Annotated in this window: 8 protein-coding genes; 5 read left to right on the top strand and 3 right to left on the bottom strand. The window is 70.5% G+C overall.

The features are described 5' to 3' along the window. Window positions 1-114 precede the first annotated feature (114 nt). The 3 genes from ACFYWM_RS30230 (at window position 115) to ACFYWM_RS30220 (ending at window position 2,449) form a co-directional block, all read left to right on the top strand. Window positions 115-879 carry an SDR family NAD(P)-dependent oxidoreductase gene (locus ACFYWM_RS30230; RefSeq protein WP_389920359.1) on the top strand — a complete coding sequence of 255 codons (765 nt, stop codon included), beginning with the start codon at window positions 115-117 and terminating at the stop codon, window positions 877-879. A gap of 146 nt (window positions 880-1,025) precedes the next feature. Continuing rightward, on the top strand, window positions 1,026-1,436 hold the full coding sequence (locus ACFYWM_RS30225; RefSeq protein WP_389920356.1) for a VOC family protein: 411 nt from the start codon (window positions 1,026-1,028) through the stop codon (window positions 1,434-1,436). Further along, window positions 1,433-2,449 carry a class I SAM-dependent methyltransferase gene (locus tag ACFYWM_RS30220; protein WP_389920354.1) on the top strand — a complete coding sequence of 339 codons (1,017 nt, stop codon included), beginning with the start codon at window positions 1,433-1,435 and terminating at the stop codon, window positions 2,447-2,449. The genes ACFYWM_RS30225 and ACFYWM_RS30220 overlap by 4 nt, the downstream gene beginning before the upstream one ends. Window positions 2,450-2,728: 279 nt before the next feature. Here the strand turns inward: ACFYWM_RS30220 and ACFYWM_RS30215 are convergent, their stop codons facing one another. The 3 genes from ACFYWM_RS30215 to ACFYWM_RS30205 form a co-directional block, all read right to left on the bottom strand. Beyond that, a complete protein-coding gene (locus ACFYWM_RS30215; RefSeq protein ID WP_389920351.1) occupies window positions 2,729-4,081 on the bottom strand; it encodes a glycosyl hydrolase in 1,353 nt (450 codons plus the stop codon). A gap of 286 nt (window positions 4,082-4,367) precedes the next feature. Next, a complete protein-coding gene (locus ACFYWM_RS30210) occupies window positions 4,368-6,938 on the bottom strand; it encodes a glycoside hydrolase family 2 protein (protein WP_389920348.1) in 2,571 nt (856 codons plus the stop codon). Window positions 6,939-7,431: 493 nt separating this feature from the next. After that, a complete protein-coding gene (locus ACFYWM_RS30205) occupies window positions 7,432-8,478 on the bottom strand; it encodes a LacI family DNA-binding transcriptional regulator (protein WP_389920346.1) in 1,047 nt (348 codons plus the stop codon). A 650-nt stretch (window positions 8,479-9,128) separates the two neighbouring features. Here ACFYWM_RS30205 and ACFYWM_RS30200 point away from each other — a divergent pair. Together ACFYWM_RS30200 and ACFYWM_RS30195 are read left to right on the top strand one after the other, a co-directional pair. Beyond that, window positions 9,129-10,442, top strand: a complete 1,314-nt coding sequence (locus ACFYWM_RS30200; protein WP_389920344.1) for an ABC transporter substrate-binding protein — start codon at window positions 9,129-9,131, stop codon at window positions 10,440-10,442. A gap of 273 nt (window positions 10,443-10,715) precedes the next feature. Next, the gene (locus ACFYWM_RS30195; protein ID WP_389920341.1) at window positions 10,716-11,681 is read left to right on the top strand and encodes a carbohydrate ABC transporter permease; all 966 of its coding nucleotides are present in this window, start codon (window positions 10,716-10,718) and stop codon (window positions 11,679-11,681) included. Window positions 11,682-11,685: the final 4 nt, after the last annotated feature.

Here is an 11,685-nt window from a genome sequence, read left to right as displayed (position 1 = left end):
TGAATGGTGTCCTCACGTCTGTGGGGTGCAGCGTGAATGCAGAATTTTGCGTCAGGATATGTCTGGATAAGAGAGAGCATTTTCCCTCTATTGCGAAAAGGCGGCGAAACGGATATGGAGCTGCAGGGTGTGACGGCGCTGGTCTCCGGGGCGGGCGGAGGGCTGGGCGCCGCCACCGCGCGCGAGCTCGCCAAGGCCGGCGCGCACGTGGTCGTGGCCGACCTGGACGCCGCCACCGGGGGCCCGGTGGCCGACGAGGTCGGCGGCACGTTCGTGGAGACCGACGTGACCCGCGCGGAGTCGGTCGAGCGCGCCGTGGAGGTGGCCGCCGGGGTCGCGGGGCCGCTGCGCGTCGCGGTGAGCTGCGCGGGGATCGCGCCCGCCGCCCGTACGGTCGGCCTCGACGGCAGGCCTCACGACGTGGAGACCTTCGAGCGGGCGCTCGCGGTCAACGTGGTCGGCACCTTCAACGTGATGCGCCTGGCCGCCGCCGCGATGGCCGCGACCGAGCCGCTGGAGGACGGCGAGCGGGGCGTGGTCGTCAACACCTCCTCGGCCGCCGCCGAGGACGGCCAGGCGGGCCAGGTCGCCTACGCCGCCTCCAAGGGCGCGGTCGCGGCGCTCACCCTGCCGGCCGCCCGCGACCTGGCCTCCGTCGGCGTGCGGGTGTGCGCGCTGTCACCGGGCCTGTTCGACACCCCGCTGCTCGCGGCGATCCCCCCGGAGTTCCGGCGCCCGCTGGTACGGCAGATCGTCTTCCCGCCCCGCCCCGGGACGCCCGGGGAGTTCGCGCGGGCGGTGCGCGCCGTGTGCGAGCTGGGCTACCTCAACGCGGCGGTCGTCCGCCTGGACGGCGGCCTGCGCCTGCCGAACACCTGAGACGTTTGGGAGCGGAATCTCCGAGCAGAACACCGATCCCGTGAACGCCGGGACGTCTCGCCGGCGGGATGCGGGGTAGCGTTCCCGTACGTTTCCATGGTCACCGATCGAGGGAGATGAAGAAATTGCTCACCCCACCCGACGGAATGCCGAGAATCACCCCTGTCATCTTCTACTCCGACGTCGAGAAAGCCATCGAATGGCTCACCGAGGCGTACGGATTCGAAAAGCGCAAGGTGCTGAACGACGACGACGGGTCCGTCGTCCACGCCGAGCTGTCGTTCGGCGAGGGGGTCGTGCAGCTCGCCGGGACCGGTGACGGCCGCAAGCACGAGCCACAGGGCGAGGGCGAGCTGCGCCAGAGCCTGTACGTCTTCGTGGATGACGTGGACGAGCACTACGAGCGCGCGAAGGCCGCCGGAGCGGTGATCCGCGACAAGCCGGACACCCGCTTCTACGGCGACCGCAACTACACCAGCGAGGACCTGGAGGGTCACCACTGGGTCTTCGCCCGCCGGGTCGAGGAGATCCCGTACGAGGAGATCGACACGCCATGAGCGCCGTCGAGCAGGTCAGGGAGCTGTACGAGCGCTACCCGTGCCCGTCGCTGACCGTCGGCGACGACCTGATCCTGGACCTGGCGCTCGGCATCGGCATGGTCGCCAGGGACAAGACCCTGGCGGGCAAGCGGGTGCTGGACGCCGGGTGCGGCACCGGGCACCAGCTGCTCGGGCTCGCCTCGCAGTACCCCAGGGCCCACTTCACCGGCATGGACCTCTCGCAGTCGTCGCTCGACGTGGCCGAGGAGCTGCGCGAGCGCAACGGGCTGACCAACGTGGAGCTGGTGCGCGGCGCCATCGGCGGGGACGGCTTCGAGGGGCCCTACGACCTGATCGTGATGACCGGGGTGCTGCACTGCCTCGACGACCCCCGCGCGGGCCTGGCCTGGCTCGCCGAGCGGCTCTCGCCCGGCGGGCTGATGTACCTGTGGCTGTTTCACAGCTTCGGCGAGCACCAGCGGCTGATCGACCGCGAGCTGGTGCGGCTGCTGTCGGGCGGCGACACCGGCGAAGAGGGTTTGTCGGTGGTGCACCGGCTGGGCCTGGGCCGGTCCGCGGGCCGCTACGGCACGGGCACCTCGCCCGGTGCCGACCCGCGCGACCAGGACGTGCTGGACGCCGACGCCTACCTGCACCCGGTGATGCGCACCCACCGCTTCGGCGACGCTGCCCGGCTGTTCGAGGGCCTCGACGAGATCGGCTGGGTCGCGCTGAACGGCGTCAACTGGGACGGCGGCGGCAAGATCCTGGATCTGGGCCGCCGCCATCCCGCCTCCCCGGTGTTCCTGTCGGACGCCGACCTGTTCGACGACGAGGAGCTGCTGGCGCGCTACGCCGGGCTGCCCGTCGCCGAGCGGGCGGCGGTGATGGAACTGCGGCTCGCGCCGACCGGCTTCACCGTCGTGGCCGGGACCCCGGAGGCGGAGAGGCTGTGCGAGTCGAGGATCGCGGGCAACGTGCTCCTGCGGAACCAGGCACCCGCCCCCGGCGGGACCGGCGCCCGGCGGTGATCCCGGCCCCCTGCCGGAGGTCCGGCGCCCGCGCCCACCACGGAATCCCCGGAGATCTCCGCCGGTTCCCGTGGTGGGCGCGCTCGCCGGGTGCCCCGTCCGCGCCCCCGGCGGGTGACCGGCGCGTGTCCAGGCCGGCCGGCGGGGGCCGGCCTGGACGCCCCGGTCACGCCGGCGGCGCGACCCGGCCGGCACCGTCTCAGGGAAGGCACCGGCCGGGCCACCCGGCCGTGAACCAGGGCTCTTACCCGGACGTGGATCCAGGCTCGTACCCGGAGGTCAGGCGGGGAGGGTCCACCTCTGCCAGGCGTTCGCGTTGCAGTCCCAGATCTGCAGCCGGTTGCCGTTGACGGCGGCCCCGCCGGGCGCGTCGAGGCAGCGGCCGGACACGGGGTTGCGCAGCTGGGAGGCGGAGGTGGCCTGCCACTGCTGGGCGGTGGAGCCGTTGCAGTCCCACAGCTGGATCCTCGTGCCGTTGGCGGTGCCGGCGCCGGTGACGTCCATGCACTTGCCCAGGACGCGGACCGTCCCGTCGGTGCCGGCCGTCCAGTTCTGGGCGGTGCCGCCGTTGCAGTCCCACAGCTGGACCGCGGTGCCGTTGGCCGAGCTCGCCGCCGCGGCGTCCACGCACCTGCCGCCCACACCCCTGATCGGGCCCGTCCGCGCCGGCGTGCCGCCGCCGGAGACGGTGAACTCGCCCTGATTCAGGACGCGCAGGTGGTAGTAGGCGTTCTGGATCTCGGTGTTGCTGTTGTTGCCGCGCAGTTGCTCCGACCAGAGCATGAAGTAGCTCCAGCGTGTCTGGCCGTCGAGCAGGGCGGCGTTGGGCATCTTCCCCATCTCCGCCAGCGCGATCGGCTTGGAGCCGGCGATGTTCTGGATCTGCTGGTAGTCGCCCTGGCTGGGGTGGTTCTTGTACCAGACGTCCAGGGAGACGACGTCGACGTACTGGGAGCCAGGATAGTAGGCGGCCCAATTGCCGGCGGGGTTGTCCTGGACGTTCCACACCCAGACCAGGTTGGTGAGTCCCTTGCCGACCAGGTAGTCGCGGGTGATCTGGAAGAGGCGGGCACCCCCGTTGGGGCCGGGACGGTTGCCCCACCAGTTCCAGGACTCGTTCATCTCGTGCAGCGGGCGGAACAGGGCCGGGACTCCGGCGTCCTTCAACTGCTGGAGGTAGGGCACGACCTCGTCCAGGCGCCGCTTCCAGGCGTTGTTCAGCGCGCTGCCGTCGGTGACGATCTGGTTGAACTGGTCGGCGGAGATCTGCGTCTTCACGCCGCCGTCGAACTGGCAGGTGCTGCCACCGGTCGGCGTGCAGACATGCCAGCTGAGGGCCACGAGGGAGCCGTTGGCCCACTCGGTCTTCGCCTGGTCGATCACGCGCTGGCGGTTGGCGACGTCCTCGGGACGGAACATCAGGTCCCCGCCCCACAGGCCCGGGTACTGGCCGGTGACGTCCCTGACCTGCTGGGTGTACTGGCCGGGGCTGCTCGCCGGCTCCTTGTTGTGCTGCCCGGAGACGACGTTCCTGCCGGTGATGGAGGCAAGGTAGTCGATGACGGCCTGCCTGGACGACGCGGGGAACGCCTGGGCCTGCGGGGATCCCACGACTGTCAGGCCCAGCGTCATCAGGAGGGCGACGATGCCGGCCCGGACCCGGCGGCGTGTCCCGCCCGCGGGGCGGTGAGCGGTGGCGCGCGGACGGCCGGACGGGCCGCCGGGACGCCATGGTGAGGTGAGGCGCACTTCTTTTCTCCTCTTGTCTGACGGGTCCCCCGAGGACTGAGGGACGGCCCGTCCGGGCCGTCGTGGGGTGGTCACCGTGGAGAACGAGGGTCACGGTGACCGATCACCGCGAGAAACGGGTCACCGGGCCCGGCCGGACCGTGCCGTCACAGCCGGGCAGACCGTGCCGTCACGGCAGGGCGGCCTCCTCCACGGCTCGCGCGACCTCCGGCGGGACCTCCCGCGCGGGCGCCTGCGCGGCGTTGACCGTGAACAACGCCGCCCGTACCGAGGCGAGGTCCACCTCGGAGGCGTCGACGCCGGTCACACCGATGACGCACCTCTCCCCCGGGAGCAGGGTGACCAGGCCCCGGTCGGCGCTCGCCCCCGGGGCGACCCGGTCGGCCTGCAAGAGCAGGTCGCGGACGAACGTGCGCGCCGTGACCACCAGGTCGAATCCGCCGGCGCGCGGCTCGACCCCGACCGCCAGCTCGGCCGCCGGATAGGCGAAGTCGCGGTCCTCGCAGCCCAGGACGACGTCCCGCAGCCCCTCGACGTCGGCGACGAGCAGTTCCCGGTGCCCGTCCCCGAACGTGGTCACCCCGGCCGAGAGCGGCAGCAGCGCCACCGATCGCGGTGGCACGGTGAACGGCAGGGTCTCCTCCGCCAGAACGACCCCTTCGGCCGACATCCTTCGCGCGCCCGCGAACCCGTCCCACTGTCCGGCCGACTGGTTGTCGACGACGAGCACCCGTTCCCCGTCCCGGACCTGGAAACTCACCAGGCGGTCGGCGTACAGCCGGCGCAGCTCGTGGTAGAGCGGCTTGGGACGGCCGGCGCCGTCGATCGCGGCCCACGAGGTGACCGGCCAGCAGTCGTTGAGCTGCCACACGACCGTCCCGGCGCAGATCGGCCAGTGCGACCGCCAGTGGGCGACGCCGGTGGCGACGGCGCGGGCCTGGTTCACCTGGGTGAGGTAGTGCCAGTCGTCGAAGGTCGCCGGAGCCCCGAAGTGGCGGGCCAGGCCCCGGTCGAGCTTGCCGTTGCCGTCCTCGGCCTTCTGGTGGTGGAGCATCCCGGGCGAGCGCGGGCCGAGCGGCTCGTCGGTGACGGCGTCGCGCAGGGTGGTGTACGCCGGTGGCGCCTGCCAGCCGAACTCGGCGGCGAAGCGGGGCACGTCGTTCAGGTAGTCGGTGTAGTCGCGGCGGTTCCACACCTCCCAGAAGTGGGACGGCCCGTGCGCCGGGTCGTTGGGGTGGTGGTCCCACGAGCCCGACCACGGACTGCCCGCGCTGTAGGGACGGGTGGGGTCGAGCTCGGCGACCACCCGCGGCAGCAGGCCGAGGTAGTAGCCCTCGCCCCAGCTGTCACCGGCCAGCTCCGCCTCCCACTTCCAGTCGCGGAAGCCCCACAGGTTCTCGTTGTTGCCGTTCCACAGCACCAGGCTGGGGTGCGGGGCCAGGCGGGCGACGTTCTCGCGGGCCTCGGCCTCGACCTCGCCGCGCAGCGGCCGCTCCTCGGGGTAGGCGGCGCAGGCGAACAGGAAGTCCTGCCAGACCAGCAGTCCCAGCTCGTCGCAGGCGTCGTAGAAGGCGTGGTCCTCGTAGATCCCGCCGCCCCACACTCTGACCAGGTTGACTCCCGCGTCCTTGGCCTGGGCGAGGCGGTGCCGGTACCGCTCGGGGGTGACGCGCGAGGGAAGGGCGTCGTCGGGGATCCAGTTGACGCCCCGGGCGAACACCCGCTCGCCGTTGACGACGAGCGTGAAGGAGGTGCCATGCTCGTCGGGGGCGTATTCGAGGGCGACCGAGCGGAACCCGATGCGCCGCTCCCAGCGGTCGAGTTCCGCGCCCGTTCCCGCGTCGGCCAGGGTGACGCGGCAGGCGTAAAGCCGCTGGTCGCCGTACCCGCGCGGCCACCACCGCTCCGGGTCGGGCACCTCCAGCACGGCGACCGCGCGGACCTGGCCGGGCTCGATCTCCGCCTGTGCCGTGTGGCCCGCCACCTCGACGGTGACGGCCAGTTCCCTGGTCGCGCCGGTGGCGGTCCGTTCCAGGTCGACGTGGACCTCGACCCTGCCGGTCGCGTCCGCGACCGTCACCAGCGGCCGTACGCCCGCCAGCCGCGCGGTGCTCCAGCTCTCCAGCCGGGCCGGCCGCCAGATGCCCGCGGTGACCAGAGTGGGGCCCCAGTCCCAGCCGAAGCTGCTCGCCATCTTGCGGATGTAGTTGAAGGGCTCGGGATAGGCGTTGGGCCGGGCGCCCACGGCCTCGCGCACCTGCTCCGCCTCGGTGTAGGCCGAAGTGAACAGGACCGACAGGACCCGGCCGCCTTCACCGCTCCCCCCGTGGCCGTCGCGGCCGGTCACGTCGAACCGGTACGAGCGGTGCATGTTCCGGGTGGTGCCCAGCTCGGTGCCGTCCAGCGCGACGGTCGCGACCGTGTCGAGCCCCTCGAAGACCAGGTCGGTGCGCTCGAATCCCCCGGGCGCGGCGGGCAGCGTGGTCTCGTAGCGCCAGTCGGCCCGGCCGATCCAGGCGACGTCGAGCTCGTTGCGGTCCAGGTACGGGTCGTCGATCAGCCCCGCGGCCAGCAGGTCCACGTGGACACAGCCGGGAACCCGTGCGGGCACCTCGGCGGGCACCTCGGCGGGCACCTCGGCGGGCACAGTCTCCCGCCGGAGGCGGCCGAGCTCCTCGGGAGCCGCCCCCTCGGCCGGCCGGAGGGTCCACCCCGAGGTGAGGGGCGTGCTCTGCTTCAACCGGTACTCCTTGCTCGATGAAGGACACATCAGGACAGACAGGGCGGCGTTCCACCAACCGCGACGTTTCCCGGATCAACGTAACCATTCACCCGCCCCCTGTCTAGACCGTTTTAGTACATCCATCCGACCAGGCTCCCCGGACCACACGAGACCACCCACCCCAGGGGCAGCACGGCACCATCGTGCGGCGAGGCAGCAAATACACTGCTCAGAGGGCATGCCGCAGTAACCAAAGAGGGACCGGACGGGAGGGGTACGGTCATCACTCCCGGGGCACGACCGCACCCCGGCACGCACCCAGAGAAGCTCACGTTCGCCCTTTTCACTGATGCGTTTAGCCACGGAGCTGAAATTTTCGCCCCGCGCTCCACGTCCAAGCGGGCACGGGAGCGCCCCGGCAGGACCTCCCCACCAAACCGGCGCCCATGAGCCTCCCTACCTGGCCGGCACCTCCATGTCCTTCACCGGACAGGCGCCCCGGGGCTCGCCGTCAGCGGCGCGGCGGAGCGGTCGACGCCCTCGGGATCAGGCTCGGGGACTGGGCGGGGTGGGAGACGTGCTCGTCCCCGTTGATGACGCCGAAGAGGGCGTGCGTGACCTCGGCCCCGAAGGAGAACACGTCGTGCTGCATGGCCGAGAGGGTCGGCCGGGTGAGCTGGCACAGCTGGGAGTCGTCCCAGGCCAGCAAGGAGAGGTCATCGGGCACCGACAGCCCGAACTCGCCGGCGACACCGAGCGCCGCCACGGCCATGATGTCGTTGTCGAAGATGATCGCGGTGGGCCGGTCGGGAGCGAGCAGTAGGTTGCGGCACGCGCGGCTGCCCTGGTCGGCGGAGAAGTCCGCCACGGCGGTGCGGGCCTCCAGGCCCATCTCCCGCGTCACCGCGGTGAAGGCGTCGGTGCGGATGACGCTGTGCCCGAGCTCGGCCGGGCCGCTGACCCGGTCGATGCGGCGGTGCCCCAGGGCGGCGAGGTAGCGCACCGCCTCCACGATCGCGGCGGCGTCGTCGGTCCACACGGACGCGAACGGGCCCGCGAGGCTCGGGTGTCCCACCACGACGGCCGGCAGGCCGATCTCGGCCAGGGCGGGGACGCGCGGGTCGTCCACCCGCAGGTCGACCAGGATGCTGCCGTTGACGCGCCCGCCCTGCCACCACTCCCGGTGCACCTGGATCTCCTCGTCGGCCTCGATCAGCCGCAGCAGGAGCGAGCACGAACGACGGACCAGGACACTCTCGATACCGGAGATGAACTCCATGTAGAACGGTTCCAGTCCCAGCATCCGGGCCGGACGGGCGATCACCAGGCCCACGGTGTGCACGTTGTGCCCGGACAGCGAGGCCGCCGCCTGGTTCGGTCTCCAGCCGAGTTCGCCGGCGGCCTGGAGGATGCGCTCCTTGGTCGAGGCGGACACCCCGGGCTTGTCGTGCAGCGCGATCGACACGGCCGAGGGGGACACACCCGCCCGCGCCGCGACATCCTTGATCGTCGCCTTGCGGCCCCTGTCCGCCGCGTCCGTCTGCCTCACCTGGGACATCCCCCTCCTGTAACGGTCCACCCGTCCGACCTCGACCGCGCGGAGCGCGTCCGGCCCGGCCGTCGTGCCACGGGCGCCCCCGCCCGGCGCGAGCAGGGCACCCCCACCTCCCCGGACATTCCAATACCGTACTACAACGGTTGATAAAAGAGTCGGGCACGACCGGAAGCGGCGGACATCGCGCCGACGGGCAACCGCCCCGCCACCGAAGTACCGCCGAAGTGCCGCGAACCGCATCCGAACCGTCGCCGACCGGCCCGGATGCGCGGCCGGAGAGCCGGGCGGACCGGCCGATCAGAGGAAGACGCCCGCCCACATCCCGTCAAAGCCGGATTCGACCCAACCCGATGCTTTCGTCCGATCATTACGCTACTCGCCCAACTAAAGGAGCATTGTCGACAAATGACCAATAAACAGCATGTATGTCAGCTGTTACTGATGAGCTAGCTGCCCCGCGTTGAGTGAAATTTTAGTGGAGCTCGCCTCGAAACTCCCTCTGGTCACGTAAAAGTAACACTAGACCGTTCTATGGACAGCGTGAAATGTTGCGTCTAGGTTAAGCAGCCATCAGCCGCCAGGCCGCGACGAGGTACCCGTCGCTGCGCCGACGCAGCGCGGCGCCGCAGCTCATGACGAGGAAGTGGTACGACGTGCGAGGAACACGCGTGGTAGCGGCCGGGATCGCCCTGGTGCTCGGCCTCACCGCCTGCGGCGGTGGAGGCGACGGCGAGAAGGCGGGCGTGGCGGCCGTTCCGAACGACCCCGCCAAGGTGACCGGCACGATCACGGTGCTGACGAACCGCACCGACCAGGTGCAGGACGGCACGACGGAGAAATACGCCGCGGAGTTCAACAAGGTCTATCCCAACGTGACGGTGAAGTTCCAGGGACTCACCGACTACGAGGGCGACGTGAAGATCCGCATGAACAGCAAGAACTACGGGGACGTCCTGTTGATCCCCAACTCGGTACCGCTCAGCCAGTACCCGTCGTTCTTCTCCCCCCTCGGCCCGGTCTCGGAGCTGTCCGGGAAGTACGACTTCACCGACCGGGCCACGGTCGGCGGCCAGGTTTACGGCATCGCCAACATCGGCACCGCCAACGGCTTCGTCTACAACAAGGCCGTGTGGGAGCGGGCCGGCGTCACCGGCTGGCCGAAGACGCCCCAGGAGTTCGTCGACGCGTTGAAAGCGATCGGGGAGAAGACGGACGCGACGCCGTACTACACCAACTACCACGACGGGTGGCCGCTGACCAACTGGGGCAACGCGCTCGGCTCGCCGAGCTGCGACCCGGCCGCCAACGACAAACTCGCCGAGACCAAGGAGCCCTGGGCGCCCGGCCAGGACCTGAACGTCGTCGACACGCTGCTGCACGACATCGTCAGGAACAAGCTCTCCGAGGAGGACCCGAACACCACCAACTGGGAGAACTCCAAGAACCTGATCGGCACCGGCAAGGTGGCGACGATGTGGCTCGGCTCCTGGGCCGTGGTGCAAATGAAGGAGGCCGCTCAGAAGGCCGGCGGCGATCCCGACGACATCGGCTTCATGCCGTTCCCCGCCCAGGTCGACGGCACCTTCTGCAGCGTGGTCCGGCCCGACTACCAGTACGCGGTCAACGTCAACAGCCAGGCAAAGGAGGCGGCCCGCGCCTGGATCGAGTGGTTCGTCAACTCGTCCGGGGACGCTCAGAAGTCCCTGTCGATCTCGTCGGTCAAGGGCTCGCCGCTGCCGGAGAGCCTCCAGCCCTTCCAGGAGGCCAAGGTCAAGTTCGTCCACATGGGCTTCGCGAAGAACGCCCTGGTCAACGACATCGACAAGGCCTCGGAGGTCGGCCTGAACGCCCAGGAGTACCGCCAGCGCATCGTCGACGTCGCCCGCGGGGCGGCCGAGGGCGACCTCGGCGGCGTCTTCGCGGACCTCAACATGAGGTGGTCCGACGCTCAGGCGACGATCGGCTGACGACGATCGGCTGACACCGGCCGGGCACCGGGCGCGAGGCGGCCGTCACCCAGGCGGCCGCCCCGCGCCCGCGCGGCCCCACCGCGCGAGAAGAGGCGGCGGCTCTCCCCCGCGCACGCATCCCCCACCCGCGCGAGAAGAGACGACACCCCTCCTCACGCATCCCCCACCCGCACGAGGAGAGACGACGCCCCTCCCCGCGCGCACGCCCCCGCCGAACAACGAGAGGCGGCACCGGCTCGACACGCGGAGCCTCTCCGAGAGAAGGAACAGATGTCCGCATTCCGTGTCGCGGGGCCCGGCGTCCCGCACCAGGAACCGCAGGCCGCGCCCCCTCACCACCGGCGCCGGCCATCCGCCCAGCGGCAGCGCGCGGCCGGTTCGCAACGGTGGTACACCCCCTGGCCGTACCTGCTCGCCCCCCTGGCACTGCTGGTGCTGTTCACGTACGTCCCCGTCGCGGACATGTTCGTCTACAGCCTCACCGACTGGGACGGCCTCAGCCCGGTCAGGAACTTCGTGGGGGCCGACAATTACGTCGACCTGTTCACCAGGCCCCGGTTCTTCCAGGTCCTCACCGTCAGCCTGTTCTATCTGGCGGGCTCCGCGGTCCAGATGGTCGTGGCGCTGTACTTCGCCACCGTCCTGAGCTTCGACATACGGCTGCGGAACCTCTTCAAGGGGATCCTCTTCTTCCCCTACCTCGTCAACGGCGTGGCCATCGGCTTCGTCTTCCTCTACTTCTTCCAGCCCGGCGGCACCCTGGACACCGTGCTGGGCGCGTTCGGAGTGGAGCCGCGCCTGTGGCTCGGTGATCCCGACCTGGTCAACACCTCGCTGGCCGGCGTCTCGGTGTGGCGCTTCATGGGCCTGAACCTGGTGCTGTTCATCGGGGCCATCCAGTCGATCCCCCCGCAGCTGTACGAGGCGGCCTCGCTCGACGGCGCGAGCCGGTGGCAGCAGTTCAGGTTCATCATCGCGCCCAGCATCAAGCCCATCATCAGCCTGAGCGCCATCCTGGCGATCTCCGGCGCCCTGTCGGTCTTCGAGATCCCCTTCATCATGACCGGGGGCTCCAACAACAGCGAGACGTTCGTCATCCAGACGATCAAGTTCGCCTTCAACTTCAACAAGGTCGGCCTCGCCTCGGCGGCCGCGGTCGTGCTCCTGGCGATCGTCCTGCTGGTGACCTGGCTCCAGCGCCTGCTGGTTCCCGACGAGAGGGTGGAACAGTCGTGAGGAC

The sequence above is a fragment of the Streptosporangium sp. NPDC002721 genome (genome assembly GCF_042888905.1).
Taxonomy (GTDB): domain Bacteria; phylum Actinomycetota; class Actinomycetes; order Streptosporangiales; family Streptosporangiaceae; genus Streptosporangium.
The sequence above is the reverse complement of the archived record's forward strand: the minus strand, read 5'-3'. Positions and strand labels throughout refer to the sequence as shown.